Below are 16,060 nucleotides of genomic sequence, written 5' to 3' on the forward strand. Positions count from 1 at the left end.
CAGGTCAAAAGAGGAATGCGTTTATGTATTATGGATTTGATATTGGCGGCACCAAGATTGCGCTCGGCGTGTTTGATAAAGACCTCAAGCTGCAGTGGGAAACCCGCGTTCCCACGCCGCGCGAAAGCTACGACGAATTTTTAACCGCGATTGCCGCGCTGGTGGCGCAAGCCGATGAACGCTTCGGCGTCAAAGGCAGCGTCGGCATCGGCATTCCGGGTATGCCCGAAACGGACGACGGCACGCTGTATGCCGCCAACGTGCCTGCCGCCAGCGGTAAACCTCTCCGCGCCGATCTCTCTGCCCTCCTTGAACGCGACGTGCGTTTAGACAATGATGCCAACTGCTTTGCGCTCTCCGAAGCCTGGGATGATGAATTCCGTCAGTATCCGCTGGTGATGGGGCTGATCCTCGGTACCGGCGTCGGCGGGGGGATTGTCATCAACGGTAAGCCCATTACCGGGCGCAGCTACATAACCGGAGAGTTTGGCCATATCCGTCTGCCGGTGGACGCGCTGGAGGTGGTGGGGCGTGATTTTCCGCTGACCCGCTGCGGCTGCGGCCAGCACGGCTGTATTGAGAACTACCTCTCAGGGCGCGGATTTGCATGGCTTTACGAACACTTCTATCATCAGAAACTTGAGGCCCCTCAAATCATTACCCTGTGGGAGCAAGGGGATGCGCAGGCGCGTGAGCACGTCGAGCGCTATCTGAATCTTCTGGCGGTGTGTCTGGGAAATATTCTCACCATCGTCGACCCGGATCTGCTGGTGATCGGGGGAGGGCTTTCAAACTTTACCGCGATTACGGAACGGTTGTCCGGGCGTTTGCCCCGACATTTATTGCCGGTTGCCCGCGTGCCGCGTATTGAACGCGCGCGACACGGGGACGCAGGAGGCATGCGCGGAGCCGCATTCCTTCATCTCACCGATTAGTTTACGAGGTTTCTATGCTGTCGCGTCGCCAGGGTCGACTCAGCCGTTTTCGCAAAAACAAACGCCGCTTGCGTGAGCGCTTGCGCCAGCGGATCTTTTTCAGAGACAGAATGATGCCAGAAGCGATGGATAAACCCAGAGTGGTGGTGCTGACCGGGGCGGGGATCTCCGCCGAGTCAGGAATTCGAACCTTCCGCGCGGCGGACGGGCTGTGGGAAGAGCACCGGGTGGAGGATGTGGCCACGCCGGAAGGCTTTGCCCGCGACCCGGATCTCGTGCAGGCGTTTTACAACGCCCGCCGTCGTCAGCTTCAGCAGCCTGAAGTTGCGCCGAATGCGGCGCATCTGGCGCTGGCAAAGCTGGAAGAGGAGCTCGGCGATCGTTTTCTGCTGGTCACGCAGAATATCGACAACCTGCACGAGCGGGCCGGTAACAAGAACATCATTCACATGCACGGCGAGCTGCTCAAGGTTCGCTGCGCCTGGAGCGGCCAGGTGCTGGACTGGAAAGAAGACGTGCTGCCAGAGGATAAGTGCCACTGCTGCCAGTTCCCGTCACGCCTGCGTCCGCACGTGGTCTGGTTCGGCGAAATGCCGCTGGGAATGGATGAGATCTACAGCGCGCTGGCGATGGCCGACGTGTTTATCGCCATCGGCACATCCGGTCATGTTTACCCGGCGGCGGGGTTTGTCCACGAAGCGCGACTGCACGGTGCGCATACGGTTGAACTCAACCTTGAGCCAAGCCAGGTGGGCAGCGAGTTTGAAGAGAAACACTACGGTCTGGCAAGTACGGTCGTCCCGGAGTTTGTCGACAAGCTGCTGAAAGGGCTGTAGCGGTAAGAGAGTAAACGGGCACCCGTCCAGCGGGTGCCTTTTTATTTATGAATGGAAGAATGCCAGCGTCTTCTCCAGCGATTTAGCCTGCTCATCCAGCGAGAGCGCCGCCGCGGAGATCTGCTGAACCAGAGAGGCGTTCTGCTGGGTTGTACTGTCCATCTGGTTAACGGCGGTGCTCACCTGGCTAATCCCCCGATTTTGCTCGTCTAGCGCCTGAACGATATCGTTAATGACCAGATGCACATGCGACACCGCTTCAATCACCTGTTTCATCATCACCCCGGTTTCATTGACCAGCTCAACGCCTTTGCTTACGCGGCCTGAGGACTCGGCAATCAGCTGAGAGATCTCTTTTGCCGCGTTGGCGCTTCGCTGGGCAAGATTGCGCACTTCCCCTGCGACAACCGCGAAGCCGCGCCCCTGTTCGCCAGCCCGTGCCGCTTCAACGGCAGCATTCAGCGCCAGGATATTGGTCTGGAAGGCGATGCCATCGACAATGCTGTTAATCTCACCGATCTTACGCGCGCTCTCGTCAATCTCCCCAATCACCACGACCACGTCGTTTACCAGCGTTTCGCCATGCCCGGCGAGGCTCGCGGCGCGATCGGTCAGCGTCGTCGCCTTATGGGCGTTGTCGGCGTTATTTTTCACTGTGACCGAAATCTCTTCCATGCTGGCTGCCGTTTCAACAATCGCAGCCGCCTGTTCTTCGGTCCGCGAGGCGAGGTCAAGATTGCCCGCCGAAATTTCGCTGGTGCCGCCGTGCACGGAATGGCTGGCTTCGCTGATATTGTCGACGATGCGCTTGAGCTGCATCTGCATGGTGTGCAGGGCATAAAAAATGCTGTGGGTATCCCCGGAACGAACCGGGATGGTGTTGTTCAGATCCCCCCGGGCAACCGCCAGGGCGATCCCGGCGGCTTCCGAAGGTTCACCCCCCACCGGACGGTCAACTTTGCGGGTAAAGATCTGCGCCATCACCAGGCTAACCGCCACGATGCTTAATACCATCAGGACGATGGCTTTCAGTAAAAATGCGCGCGCTTCGGCCATCACTTCGCTGACCGGAGTGATAATGGCGAGTTTCCATGGCGTCTGGCTATTACCGACGGCGATATCCTGCCAGGTGATGAACACATCCTCCTTCAGCAGCGGATCGCTTACCCGGGTGACGTCATGACCGGTAATCTGACCGGCGTAAGGCTTGCCTGCCGCGCGCTTGTCCGGGCTGGACACTACGTTATTACCCGCGGAGAGGAGCAGGGCGTAGCCTGTTCCGTTCCACGGTTTAATCGCGCCGATGGTCGATTGCAGCGTGGCGAGGGAGAAATCAGAGGTGACCGAGCCCAGAAACTGACCGTCGCGCATGATGGGGGCGGCAATCGAGGTGAGCATCACGTCCACGCCGTTGTAGGGATAAATATAGGGCTCGATGATCACATCTTTATGCCGTTGTTTCGGCAGCAGATAGTAATCACCGCTGCCGGGGGTTTCGATGTCCGTCAGCAGGTGTAATGCCGGTTTGCCGGTGGCATCCCGGTCAACGTAGCGGGCATAGCGCCCGGCAGGATCTTCACCGCTCTGACCGGCCCAGGCGGCATCTTTATCGTCGAACGCGTTGGGCTCAAAGGCCATCGACATAGAGAGAAACTGTGGATGAGCCGACAGATAGTGAATGAGCAGCTGGTTCAGGCTCTGGCGATCGGATACGCCCGCCTCGCGCAGCGCCAGGGCGCTGTTGCCCATGTCCCGGGCGGCAGTCAGGGCAGAATCCAGCTGTTTGCTGACCTGCATCGATTGCACCTCGGCAATCTGGCGGATATGTTTTTTGGCCAGAACCTCCTGCTGCGCCATCCACTGCCACATCATAAACCCGATCGTTGCCGTAAAGCCCACCGTCACGGTGAGGAAAATGGACAATAGCATCAACGTCTTGACTCTTATTTTTTGTCTTCGGACCATGGCGTCTTTCATTCTCTTCTCCCGTAATATTGTGCATGTTGGGCAGGCACCTATTCCTTATCGGATATTTTTTCCTCTTTCTGTAGATCGCCAGGTATATTTAATTTAAATCCTGAACATATAAATCCCGTTAATTAGTGTGGATGCTTTTATTTTGTGCATTCAATCAAAATAGTGCTCGATAATGCTCGTTATCGTCGTGTAGAAAGAGGATGCTAATAAATAATAAAGTTGTAGAGGAGGATGGGATATGTACGGATTTATTGCGCGACAACCCATTTTTAACCCTGAAATGAATACGGTGGCCTATGAGCTGCTCTTCAGAGATGGGATGACAAACCGTTTTCCGGACGTGTCGGCGGAATATGCCACCTCCAGAATGATATCCGATCAGTTTTTATGCGTGCCTTCCCAGCGCATCGCCGGGGCGCATACGTCGTTTATTAATTTCCCGTCGCGAATGGTCATTGACCGCAGCGGAGAAGCGCTGGATAAAGAGAGCGTGGTCATTGAGATTCTTGAAGATGCTGTGCCAGGGGCTGAACTGCTGCAGGCCGTCAGGGAGATGAATGCGCACGGCTATCAGTTTGCGCTTGATGATTTCACCCTTGCTCCAGAATGGGATGCTTTTTTACCCTATATTTCTATACTGAAATTCGACGTCAGAAATTATTCCTTAGCGCAAATTAAAGCGTATCTGAAAGAGCGTAAACATCTGACCGGGCATATTAAATATCTCGCTGAAAAAATTGAGACTAAAGAGGAATTCAACCAATACAGGGAAGAGGGATTCTCGCTGTTTCAGGGCTATTTTTTCTGCCGTCCGGAGGTCATTAAATATAAACGGCTATCGCAAAATCAGCTGGCGATTTTTCGGCTGCAAATGGAGGTTGGGCGCAATAAGCCTGATTTTCGGATCGTCGAGTCGTTGATTAAAACCGACCTCACGCTGTCCTGGAAGATCATGCGCTACATGAAGCACACCGCATTTAAACATATCGGTGCCTGTAATTTCAGTAAGTTAACCCTGAGCGAAGTGCTCAGATACCTCGGGGAAAACCAGCTGAGGCGGTTTGTTGCCGTCGTGGTCCTCGCCAGTGCGGGCAATGACACCGTTAGCGAGCTTTACCCGTTGAGCATGATGCGCGGTAAGTTCTGTGAGCTGATAGCTGAGACGATGAAAGAACCGGCGCTGGCTGAAAATGCCTTCATGTGCGGCCTGTTTTCTCTGCTCGATACCCTCCTTGAGGTGCCGATGGCCGAGTTGATGAAGCAAATTGCGGTGCCGCAGAGCGTGAGCAATGCGCTGTGTCACCAGGAGGGAAGGTTAGCCGATATGGTGAGCCTTTGCCGGTACTATGAACAGCAGCAGTGGGACGAGGCGACCAGAGTTCGCCAGGCGCTGGGGCTGTCGGATGAGGAGGTAGTTGAGGCGATGAGAAAGGCGACGGTCTGGGCCGGGGAGAATGCGGTCAGTTAATCCTTCCTCACGCCGTACAGGCGGCGCGAGGAAGAACGCGATACCGTTTATCGGCCCGCTTTCAATTTCTGGTAATACTCTTCGTAGAGGCGGCTGGCGTCGCCGACATCGTTCTGCCATTCACCCTTGCTGATGGTTTCGGCATCCGGGTAGAGCGATTTATCGTTAGCTACCTCAGGCTTCAGCAGCTTGCGTGCCGCGAGGTTTGGCGTGGGGTAGCCTATCGTCTCGGCGACCTGTTTCGCCACGTCAGGGCGCAGCAGGAAGTTAATCAGCTTAAGCGCGCCATCCACGTTTTTCGCGTTGGCAGGAATCGACAGACTATCCATCCAGAAGATCCCACCTTCTTTCGGCCAGACCACCTCAAGAGGCGTACCGGCCTGGCGGGCCACGTACGCGGAGCCGTTCCACACCATCCCCAGATTCACTTCGCCTTCCATATACGGGTTAGCCGGGTTATCAGAGTTGAACGCCGCCACGTTAGGCATCAGCTTTTTCAGCTCGTTATACGCCGCTTCGATCTCTTTCGGATCCGTCGTGTTGCCCGAATAGCCCAGCTTGCGCAGCGCCACCTGGAACACTTCACGCGCGTCGTCGGTTAACAGCAGGCTCCCTTTGTATTCCGGTTTCCACAGGTCGGCCCAGCTCGTCACCGATTTCGGATCGACGGCCTCGCTGTTCACGCCAATAGCGGTCGCACCCCAGATATACGGAACGGAGTAGTCGTTATTCGGGTCGAACGGCTTGTTGAGCATCTTCGGATCGAGGTTTGAAAAATGGGTCAGCTTCGTTTTATCGATCTTCTGGATCATGCCTTCTTTGCGCATTTTGTCGACAAAGTAGGTGGAAGGAACGACCAGATCGTACGCGCCGTCTTTGTACGTTTTCAGCTTGGCATACATGGTTTCATTCGACTCGTAGGTCGAGTAGATCACCTTGATGCCCGTCTCCTTCGTGAACTGTTCCAGCAGGCCCGGCGGCACGTATTCGGTCCAGTTGTAGAAGTAGAGCGTTTTGCTGTCATCAGCGTGCGCGGCACCCATGCCAAGCACCAGCGCCGCAGCGGCGAGCATTTTTTTCATTTCATTGTCCCCTGAGATTTTGTTTTATCACGAGCAATAACCTGGCTGGCGATCACCAGAACCAGCGAAAACACCAGCAGAATGGTCGCCAGCGCGTTCACCTCTGGTGAGACGCCGACTTTCACCATTGAGTAGATCTTCAACGGCAGAATTTCATAGCTCGGACCGGTGACGAAGGAGGACACGACCACGTCATCCATCGACAGGGTGAAGCTAAGCAGCCATCCGGCCGCCACGGCAGGCATCGCCAGCGGCAGGATGATTTTTCGCAGGATGGTCATCTCGCTGGCGCCCAGATCTTTCGCCGCCTCCAGCATGCGCACGTCGAACCCTTTAAGGCGTGCAAAGACGGTCACCACCACAAACGGCAGGCAGAAGGTGATATGGGAAAACAGCAGCGACCAGAAGCCAAGCTGTACGCCCAGCAGCATAAACAGCACCAGCAGCGAAATGGCCATCACGATGTCAGGCGACATCATCACCACGAACAGCATGCCGCTGACGAACGGTTTGCCGCGAAAGCGATAGCGGTACAGCGCCACGGCGGTGAGCGAGCCAATTAGCGTCGCGAAGGTGGCGGAGAAGATCGCCATCGTCAGCGAGTGCTGAGCGGCCTGCAGCAGGCTGTCGTTGTTTATCAGCAGGCTGTACCAGTTGGTGGTAAAGCCCTGCCAGTTAATCCCGAACCGCGAGCTGTTAAACGAGTTCACGATCAAAATAACGATTGGGATATAGAGCCAGGCATAAACGGCGGTCATAAAACCGCCGCGAAGCAGTCGACCGATCATTCGAGTTCCACCTTTTTATTCAGAAGGCGAGAGGCGCGCCAGTAGACCAGCAGCATCAGGCCCATTACCACCGTCAGCGTAATGCTGGTGGCCGAGCCGAACGGCCAGTCGCGGATGTTGAGGAACTGGCTCTTGATGACGTTACCGATCAGCAGGTTTTTCGCGCCGCCCATCAGATCCGATACATAGAACAAGCCCATCGCCGGGAGCATTACCAGCAGACAGCCCGCGATAATGCCGGGCATCGTCAGCGGAATGATGATGCGAAGAAAGGTCTGCAGCTTGCTGGCACCAAGATCTTTTGCCGCTTCCAGCAGCGGTTTATCCAGCTTCTCGATGCTGGAGTAGAGCGGCATCACCATAAACGGCAGCAGGATATAGACCAGGCCGACAATCACCGCGCTCGGGGTAAACATGATGCGGATCGGCGTATCAATCACCCCGAGCCACAGCAGAAACTCATTGAGATAGCCCTTTGTGCTGAGGAAGATCTTCAGGCCATAAATACGGATGAGCGAGTTCGTCCAGAAGGGAACAATCAGTAAAAACAGCAGCAGGGGCCGCACCTTTTGCGGCAGGCCCGCGAGGAACCATGCAAAGGGATAACCCAGCACCAGACAGGCAAGGGTGGCAATCAGCGCCATATTGAGCGAGTGCAGCAGCACGTCAAAATAGAGCGGATCGAGCAGGCGCGCGTAGTTGTCCAGCGTAAAGACCAGCGAAACGAAGCTAGCGTCGTCGCGGGTCAGGAAGCTGGTGGCAACGATCATCAGGTTGGGTAAAAAGACAAACAGCACAAGCCAACCGACGATCGTGGCGATCACCACATTCTGGAATTTACTTGTGTTCTTCATCAGCCAGCACAACCTCCCAGCTTTCTACCCAGTTGATAACCATTTTCTGGTCGAGAGAGTGGTCGAAGTCAGGGTCGTCTTCGTTAAAGAATTCGCTGACCATCACCATCTTGCCGTTCTCCAGCTCGACGACAGACTCCAGCGTCATCCCTTTGTAGTTGCGCTCGCGGATATAGCCGATTAAACCTTCGGCCTCGGTATTGCCGTGAATTTCATCGACGCGCAGATCTTCCGGGCGCAGCAGAACGTTGAGCTTTTGTCCCTTTTCGACGGGGAAAGTCACCGTGATATTGCACTCGCGTCCTTCAACGCTGGCGCGCACGCGCTGGTCGTCCAGACGCTCAATCACCGTGGCGTCGAAGATATTGATCTCGCCAATGAAGCTGGCGACAAACAGATTCTTCGGCTCTTCGTAGATTTCGCGCGGCGTGCCGTCCTGCTCGATTTTGCCGTCGCGCATCACCACGATGCGGTCAGACATGGTCAGGGCCTCTTCCTGATCGTGGGTGACGAAGACAAAGGTAATGCCGAGCTTGCGCTGCAGGGCTTTGAGCTCGTTCTGCATCTGCTTGCGCAGCTTGTAATCCAGCGCCGAGAGGGATTCATCCAGCAGGAGCAGGCGAGGCTTGTTGACGACGGCGCGGGCGATGGCCACGCGCTGCTGCTGGCCGCCGGAAAGCTGATGGGGTTTACGCTGGGCAAACGTCTCAAGCTGCACCATGCGCAGGGCGTCGGTGACGCGCGGTTCGATCTCGCTCGCCGGGGTTTTTTGCATCCGCAGACCAAACGCCACGTTTTCAAACACGGTCATGTGCGGGAACAGGGCATAGCTCTGAAAGACGGTATTGACGTGGCGATCTTCGGCGGGAACCCGGGTGATGTCCTGGTTCTCAAGATGGATATGGCCGTTATCGACGCTTTCCAGCCCGGCGATAAGGCGTAGTACGGTTGTTTTGCCGCAGCCAGAGGGGCCAAGCAGCGTCAGAAACTCACCGTCATTGATGGTGAGCGTGAGGTCGGAAATGACATCTTTGCCATCAAAGCTTTTACGAATTCGTTCCAGTTGCACCAGCGGTGAACGTGAACGGGATTGTGTATTCAATTTTTGCGCTGTCCCATATAGACGCCTCAGGCAGCAGACTGAAGCGGGGTTTGTGTGTAACCACCTTGGTGACTCGTAATGAGGGCGGACATTCTACGGCAATCCCCTGCAATCGCCAATCCTTGTCACTGATTCATAAGCTACATTTATTAACGCATAACGATATAAACGGAAAATATTCTCGTTTGCGGGATAAAAGTGACCTGACGCAATATTTGCGTTTTGATGCTTATTGATAATGTTGTCACAAAAAGTGAGGGTGACTGCATGGATAAATTACTTGAGCGTTTTTTACAGTACGTTTCGCTGGATACCCAATCTAAGCCGGGTGTTCGCCAGGTGCCGAGCACCGAAGGCCAGTGGAAGTTGTTAAACCTGCTCAAAGAGCAGCTTGACGCCATGGGGCTGGTCAACGTCACCTTAAGCGAGAAAGGCACTGTGATGGGAACGCTGCCGGCGAATGTTCAGGGTGATATTCCGGCGATTGGCTTTATCTCTCATGTCGACACCTCTCCGGATTTTAGCGGTAAACATGTGAACCCGCAGATTGTGGAAAACTACCGCGGCGGCGACATTGCGCTGGGTATTGGCGACGAAGTGCTCTCGCCCGTGATGTTTCCGGTGCTGCACCAGCTGCTGGGCCAGACGCTGATCACCACCGACGGCAAAACGCTGCTGGGGGCGGATGACAAGGCGGGCATTGCGGAGATCATGACCGCGCTGGCGGTGCTGAAAGAGAAAAATATCCCGCATGGGGATATCCGCGTGGCCTTTACGCCGGACGAAGAGGTCGGCAAGGGCGCGAAGCACTTCGACGTGGAGGCCTTTAACGCGCAGTGGGCCTATACCGTTGACGGTGGGGGCGTCGGTGAACTGGAGTATGAAAACTTTAACGCCGCGTCCGTCACGATCAAAATTGTCGGCAACAACGTTCACCCCGGTTCGGCGAAAGGCGTCATGGTGAACGCGCTGTCGCTGGCGTCACGCATTCATGCGGAAGTCCCGGCGGAAGAGAGTCCTGAACAGACCGACGGGTATGAAGGGTTCTATCACCTGACCAGCATCAAAGGCACCGTGGACAGCGCGCAGATGCACTACATCATCCGCGATTTCGACCGCAAAGCCTTTGAGGCGCGCAAGCGTAAGATGATGGAGATCGCCAAGAAGGTGGGCAAAGGGTTACACCCTGATTGCTATATTGAGCTGATCATTGAAGACAGCTATTACAATATGCGCGAGAAGGTGATGGCGCATCCGCATATTCTCGATATCGCCCAGCAGGCGATGCGCGACTGTGATATTGAACCGCAGCTGAAGCCGATTCGCGGCGGCACCGACGGTTCTCAGCTGTCGTTTATGGGGCTGCCGTGCCCGAACCTGTTTACCGGTGGCTACAACTACCATGGCAAGCATGAGTTTGTGACGCTGGAGGGGATGGAAAAAGCGGTGAAGGTGATTGTGCGGATAGCTGAACTGACGGCAAAATGCTGAGAAAACGCCCGGTGGCGCTACGCTTACCGGGCCTACATTCGGTTCGTAGGCCGGGTAAGGCGTAGCCGCCACCCGGCATTAAGGCAAGGAACGCCAATGTCTCACTATCGTCGTCATTACGTCCCCGGCGGTACCTGGTTCTTCACCGTCAACCTGCAAAACCGCCAGAGCGATTTGCTTACACGCTATATCGACAGCCTGCGTGCTGCCACCTCTACGGTTAAACGCGCGAAGCCCTTTATCATAAACGCCTGGGTTATCCTTCCCGAACATATGCACTGTATCTGGACTTTACCGGAAGGCGACAGTGACTTTTCGGCCCGCTGGCGCGACATCAAAAAGACATTTAGCCGCAACATCGAAATGCGCCATATCTGGCAGCCACGCTTCTGGGAGCACACCGTCCGTAACGAAGAGGACTACCGGCGGCATATGGATTACGTCTACATCAATCCGGTGAAGCATGGCTATGTCAGCAAAGTCAGCGACTGGCCGTATTCAACGTTTCATCGCGATGTACGGGAAGGGTTGTATCCTGCGGATTGGGCGGGAGAGATCGAGGATTTTGCAGCGGGGGAGCGGAGATAAAAACGCCCGGTGGCGCTACGCTTACCGGGCCTACGGGATCGTGCTTTTGTAGGCCGGGTAAGGCGAAGCCGCCACCCGGCAAATATCACGACTCAGTCCTCAAAGAACCAGTACCCGCTGTTGACCAGCGCGGCCAGCATCGCGAGGAAGGACGGGTCTTCCAGCGCGTCGCCAAAGGTGTCGGCTGTCAGCACCAGATGGCTGGCAATGGCTTCGAGCGCCGGACGGTGCGGAGAGTCCAGCTTCTCGCCGTTGACGAACACCTCCTCACCAATGCGGAGCACGCGCAATCCGCCCAGACGCGCCAGCTTATCGCCCTGCTGAAGCGCATCGTAAATCTCGTCAGCCTGATAAGGCGGCTCCGGCGGCGCAACGTCCAGCTCGTGACGAGACTGGCTGATAAACTCACCAAACCACTGTTTGAAGTGCTCCGGCTCGTTAATCAGATCCAGCATCATGCCGCGCAGCTTATCGAGTTCCTCTGGCAGAATATCCGCCGGATGTTCGCGCGCAGGCACATCAGGGTCGCTGTAACGATAGCTGCCCAGCTCGCGTTGCAGAACGTAGTCGGCAAATCCGCTGATCATCTCGCGGCCGCTCGGCGCGCGGAACCCTACGGAGTAGTTGAGTGAGTTTTCCAGGGAGTAGCCTTCGTGAGGGAATCCCGGCGGAATGTAGAGAATGTCACCCGGCTCCAGCTCTTCGTCGATAATCCCTTCAAACGGGTCAACCTGGAGCAGATCCGGATGCGGACAGTGCTGCTTCATTGGCACTTTTTCGCCCACGCGCCAGCGGCGGCGGCCCGTACCTTGAATGATAAACACGTCGTACTGGTCCAGATGCGGACCCACGCCGCCGCCAGGTACGGAGAAGGAGATCATCAGATCGTCCATGCGCCAGTCGGGCAGGGCGCGGAACGGGAGCATTAAGGCGGCAGTTGGCTCGTGCCAGTGGTTGACCGCCTGCACCAGCAGCGACCAGTTGTTTTCACCGAGGTGATCGTAGCTTTCGAAAGGACCGTGGCTAACCTGCCATTTTCCGTCCTGGTGGCTCACCAGACGGCTGTCGACTTCGTTTTCCATGGCCAGACCGGCCAGTTCGTCAGGCGAGATGGGGTCGACAAAATTGCTGAACCCGCGCTTCAGAACCACCGGGCGTTTTTGCCAGTAACGTTCAATAAACTCGGGCCAGTTAAGTGTTAAGTGATAATCCATAATTTTTTTATTCCGCAGGCTCTTACTGACTCGGATTATAACGGAAGCTCAGCCCCCCGGCTGCGAGATCCTCGCATTTTTCACATAACGGGTTAACTATCGTTCGATGTGGGCTGCTGGCGACCAAAAATGACCTCCATTCTGGCGCCACCCAGCAGGCTTTCGCTGGTTTCGATTTTTCCGTCGTACTGATCGACAATCTCGCGCGCGACGGCTAATCCTACGCCCTGGCCTGGACGTAACGTATCGGCGCGCTGACCGCGATCGAACACCACGTCACGCTTATTGCGCGGGATCCCCGGGCCATCATCCTCAACGATAATATGCAGCTCGGTTTCCGTCTGGCGCGCAGACACTTCCACGAACTCCAGGCAGTATTTGCAGGCGTTATCCAGCAGGTTACCCATCACTTCCATGAAGTCATTTTTTTCACCCACAAAGCTTATCTCTGGCGAGATATCGAGGCTGATGTTCACACCTTTACGCTGATACACCTTGTTGAGGGCGGACGTGAGGTTATCCAGAAGCGGGGCTACCGGGTGCAGCTCGCGGCTCAGCAGGGCGCTGCCGGAACGCATGCTGGCGCGATGCAGGTAATAGCCAATTTGCTGTGAAATACGGCTGATCTGTTCCAGCATCACCGGCTCGGCATCGTCGACGCTCAGCTTCGAACTGCGCATGGAACGCAGGGTACTTTGCATCACGGCCAGCGGGGTTTTCAGGCTGTGGGTCAGGTCGGTAAGGGTGGTGCGGTATTTATCGTAGCGTTCGCGTTCGCTTTTCAGCAGGCGATTGAGGTTACGCACCAGGCTGGTGAGCTCACGGGTCGTTTCCGGGTTCAGCTTCTCGCGATGATGTTCTTCCAGCTCGCGTACCTCGCGGGCAAGAGATTCAATTGGCCGCAGGCTCCACCAGGCCGCTACCCAAAGCAGCGGGATCACCAGCAGCAGATTGGCGGCAAGAACATACACGAACCAGCTCCAGACCTTGTAAGAGCGTTTTAGCTCAACCGGAATGGTGTCGATCACCACAATGGTCAGCTGCGGCATGTTCATTGTCGCAGGGTAAATATTGATCGCCACGGAGTGCGTCATCTCCGTCTCGGCATCATCAGCGCGAATTTCATTGAGCTTCTGCTGCATAGAGCGATCTTCGCGGATCAGCGTGCTGGTGGTATTGAGATCGGCTTCAATCTCATGAAACCCGTTAGTTTTAAGCCACTCCGGACGAATGCTTTTGACCAGCCAGGGGATGTCGCGCTGCGCCCACAGTAACTTTCCCTTTTCGTTATAAATCAGGGCCAGCGTCGGGCTCTGCTGATTCAGGTTTTCCGGCATTTCGACGGTGATTCGGTTGTTTTCCCACTTCGCCAGGGTATAAAACAGATTGCTTTCGCCACGCAACAGCCGAAAGGTGGTTTTATCAAAGCTGACGCTGTAGCCCACCAGGGCGACCATGCCGTAGGAGAGCGACAGCACCAGCACGACGGCGGCTGTTGCCAGTAAGAAACGAACCCGCAGCGAGAGGGGCAGGATGTGGCGTAAAATCCGTTTCATTTAGCGTAATTCGAACAGGTAGCCCTGACCGCGGACGGTGGTAATCACATCCTGCGGATACTGCGCCTGAATTTTCTTACGTAAACGTCCCATCAGCACGTCAATGGTATGGCTCTCGCGCAGTTCAGCATCAGGATAGAGCTGGAGCATTAAGGAATCTTTGCTCACCACTTTGCCATTGTTACGGATCAGCGTTTCCATAATGGTGTATTCGAAGGCGGTGAGTTTGATCACTTCATCATTGATCGCTAATTCCCTGCGGGAGAGATCGACCTGGAAAGGCGGGATGGAAATAACCTGTGAAGCCAGCCCGCTGTTGCGGCGTAACAGCGCCTGCATGCGCGCCGCCACCTCTTCAATATGAAACGGCTTGGTGACGTAATCATCCGCACCCGCGCTGAGCACTTCAACCTTATCCTGCCAGCCTTCACGGGCGGTCAGAACCAGAACCGGCAGGGAGACATCGTGGCTGCGCCAGCGGCGAATTAACGACAGACCGTCTTCGTCAGGCAAGCCTAAATCGACAATGGCGATATCCGGCAGGTGTTCATTGAGATAATAATCGGCTTCTTTTGCATCTTCAGCATCGTCCACCTGATGTCCCATCTCCTGAAGCTGTACCTTCAGGTGATGGCGTAGCAATGCGTTATCCTCAACAACCAGTACGCGCATCATCTCTTCTCCCTAAATAATTGGTATGAATAGTTTAACGCTGATTATGTTGTTGTGGGGATAAACATTGAGTAAACCGGGGAAAAGCATCCCCCTTTTCGGGCGAAAAGGGGGAGAGGGGCGTTACTTCAGATCGTCGACCATGGTGATGGCGCGGCCAATATAGTTCGCCGGGGTCATCGCCTTCAGGCGCGTTTTCTCTTCTTCCGGCAGGGCCAGACCGTCGATAAACTGCTTCATGCCTTCGGCGTCAACGCGTTTGCCGCGGGTCAGCTCTTTCAGCTTCTCGTACGGTTTTTCGATACCGTAACGGCGCATCACGGTCTGGATTGGCTCCGCCAGCACTTCCCAGTTGTGATCCAGCTCGTCCAGCAGACGGTCACGGTTCACTTCCAGTTTGCTCACGCCTTTCAGGGTGGACTGATACGCGATCAGCGCGTAGCCAATGCCCACGCCCAGGTTACGCAGTACGGTGGAGTCGGTCAGGTCGCGCTGCCAGCGGGATACCGGCAGTTTGCTCGCCATATGCTGCAGCACGGCGTTCGCCAGGCCCAGGTTGCCTTCGGAGTTTTCGAAGTCGATTGGGTTGACTTTGTGCGGCATGGTGGAAGAGCCGATTTCACCGGCGATGGTTTTCTGCTTGAAGTGGTTCAGGGCGATGTAGCCCCACACGTCACGATCGAAGTCGATCAGGATGGTGTTGAAGCGCGCGATGCAGTCAAAGAGTTCGGCGATATAGTCGTGCGGCTCAATCTGGGTGGTGTACGGGTTCCACTGAATGCCCAGAGAGGTCACGAACTCTTCGCTGAACTGGTGCCAGTCAACTTCCGGATAAGCGGCGATGTGGGCGTTATAGTTACCGACCGCGCCGTTGATTTTGCCCAGAATTTCAACCTGTTCCAGCTGACGGTACTGGCGCTCCATACGGTACGCGACGTTCGCCATCTCTTTACCCATCGTGGATGGGGTGGCTGGCTGACCGTGGGTACGGGAGAGCAGCGGAATGTCGCGGTATTCCACGGACAGCGCTTTTACCGCGTCGATGATTTTACGCCAGTAAGGCAGCACCACCTCTTTGCGCGCGGTGGAGAGCATCAGCGCATGAGACAGGTTATTGATGTCTTCAGAGGTACAGGCGAAGTGAATGAACTCAGACACGGCATGCAGCGCAGGGACGCTTTCCACTTTCTCTTTCAGGAAGTACTCAACCGCTTTCACGTCGTGGTTGGTGGTGCGTTCAATGGTTTTAATGCGCGCGGCGTCTTGTTCGCTGAACTCGGCAACGATTTTATCAAGGTAATCGTTTGCCTTTTCGTCAAAAGCAGGAACTTCCTTGATTGCTGCCTGGGCGGCCAGCTTTTGCAGCCAGCGTACTTCAACCTGAACACGGAACTTCAGCAAACCATATTCGCTGAAGATCCCGCGCAGCGCGCTGACTTTATCGCCGTAGCGTCCATCGACAGGGGATACGGCGGTCAGTGAGGATAATTCCATAAT

At 55.6% G+C, this 16,060-nt stretch carries 14 protein-coding genes; 5 read left to right on the forward strand and 9 right to left on the reverse strand.

Translation table 11 applies throughout. From position 1 onward, the window contains the following. Positions 1-23: 23 nt before the first annotated feature. Positions 24-935: an N-acetylglucosamine kinase gene (gene nagK, locus GVO84_RS08685; protein ID WP_159513884.1), complete on the forward strand. Its 912-nt coding sequence runs from the start codon at positions 24-26 to the stop codon at positions 933-935. A 14-nt stretch (positions 936-949) separates the two neighbouring features. Continuing rightward, positions 950-1,771, forward strand: coding sequence for a Sir2 family NAD+-dependent deacetylase (cobB, locus tag GVO84_RS08690; RefSeq protein ID WP_121425907.1), 822 nt, complete (start codon positions 950-952; stop codon positions 1,769-1,771). Positions 1,772-1,816: 45 nt separating this feature from the next. On the opposite strand, the gene GVO84_RS08695 is transcribed toward cobB, so the two are convergent. Then, positions 1,817-3,748, reverse strand: coding sequence for a methyl-accepting chemotaxis protein (locus GVO84_RS08695; RefSeq protein WP_159513885.1), 1,932 nt, complete (start codon positions 3,746-3,748; stop codon positions 1,817-1,819). Positions 3,749-3,986: 238 nt separating this feature from the next. Between GVO84_RS08695 and GVO84_RS08700 the strand changes: the two genes are divergently transcribed. After that, complete coding sequence (locus tag GVO84_RS08700) at positions 3,987-5,216, forward strand: EAL and HDOD domain-containing protein (RefSeq protein ID WP_121425909.1); 1,230 nt, start codon at positions 3,987-3,989, stop codon at positions 5,214-5,216. Positions 5,217-5,263: 47 nt separating this feature from the next. On the opposite strand, the gene potD is transcribed toward GVO84_RS08700, so the two are convergent. The 4 genes from potD to potA are packed head-to-tail and all read right to left on the reverse strand — an operon-like array spanning position 5,264 to position 9,072. Continuing rightward, positions 5,264-6,298, reverse strand: coding sequence for a spermidine/putrescine ABC transporter substrate-binding protein PotD (gene potD / locus GVO84_RS08705; protein WP_121425910.1), 1,035 nt, complete (start codon positions 6,296-6,298; stop codon positions 5,264-5,266). Next, positions 6,295-7,086 (reverse strand): spermidine/putrescine ABC transporter permease PotC, encoded by a 792-nt coding sequence (potC, locus tag GVO84_RS08710; RefSeq protein WP_159513886.1) that lies wholly within the window; start codon positions 7,084-7,086, stop codon positions 6,295-6,297. The genes potD and potC overlap by 4 nt, the downstream gene beginning before the upstream one ends. Further along, positions 7,083-7,940, reverse strand: a complete 858-nt coding sequence (gene potB / locus GVO84_RS08715) for a spermidine/putrescine ABC transporter permease PotB (RefSeq protein ID WP_121425912.1) — start codon at positions 7,938-7,940, stop codon at positions 7,083-7,085. Before potB ends, potC begins: the two co-directional genes overlap by 4 nt. After that, positions 7,924-9,072, reverse strand: a complete 1,149-nt coding sequence (potA, locus tag GVO84_RS08720) for a spermidine/putrescine ABC transporter ATP-binding protein PotA (RefSeq protein ID WP_201283091.1) — start codon at positions 9,070-9,072, stop codon at positions 7,924-7,926. The genes potB and potA overlap by 17 nt, the downstream gene beginning before the upstream one ends. Before the next feature lie 237 nt (positions 9,073-9,309). Here potA and pepT point away from each other — a divergent pair, with 237 nt between their 5' ends. After that, positions 9,310-10,533, forward strand: a complete 1,224-nt coding sequence (gene pepT / locus GVO84_RS08725) for a peptidase T (RefSeq protein WP_159513888.1) — start codon at positions 9,310-9,312, stop codon at positions 10,531-10,533. Positions 10,534-10,629: 96 nt separating this feature from the next. Then, positions 10,630-11,121 carry an REP-associated tyrosine transposase gene (locus tag GVO84_RS08730; RefSeq protein ID WP_159513889.1) on the forward strand — a complete coding sequence of 164 codons (492 nt, stop codon included), beginning with the start codon at positions 10,630-10,632 and terminating at the stop codon, positions 11,119-11,121. 92 nt (positions 11,122-11,213) lie between these two features. Here GVO84_RS08730 and GVO84_RS08735 read toward each other — a convergent pair whose 3' ends face one another. The 4 genes from GVO84_RS08735 to purB form a co-directional block, all read right to left on the reverse strand. Beyond that, entirely contained in the window at positions 11,214-12,335 is a 1,122-nt protein-coding gene (locus tag GVO84_RS08735) for a cupin domain-containing protein (RefSeq protein WP_159513890.1), read from the reverse strand. A gap of 92 nt (positions 12,336-12,427) precedes the next feature. Next, complete coding sequence (phoQ, locus tag GVO84_RS08740; protein ID WP_159513891.1) at positions 12,428-13,891, reverse strand: two-component system sensor histidine kinase PhoQ; 1,464 nt, start codon at positions 13,889-13,891, stop codon at positions 12,428-12,430. After that, the gene (gene phoP / locus GVO84_RS08745) at positions 13,892-14,563 is read right to left on the reverse strand and encodes a two-component system response regulator PhoP (protein ID WP_028019015.1); all 672 of its coding nucleotides are present in this window, start codon (positions 14,561-14,563) and stop codon (positions 13,892-13,894) included. It lies immediately after the preceding gene. Between the two features lie 123 nt (positions 14,564-14,686). Then, complete coding sequence (gene purB / locus GVO84_RS08750; protein ID WP_159513892.1) at positions 14,687-16,057, reverse strand: adenylosuccinate lyase; 1,371 nt, start codon at positions 16,055-16,057, stop codon at positions 14,687-14,689. Positions 16,058-16,060 lie beyond the last annotated feature (3 nt).

The sequence above is a fragment of the Enterobacter sp. SM3 genome, from assembly GCF_009811935.2.
Lineage (GTDB): Bacteria > Pseudomonadota > Gammaproteobacteria > Enterobacterales > Enterobacteriaceae > Enterobacter > Enterobacter asburiae_D.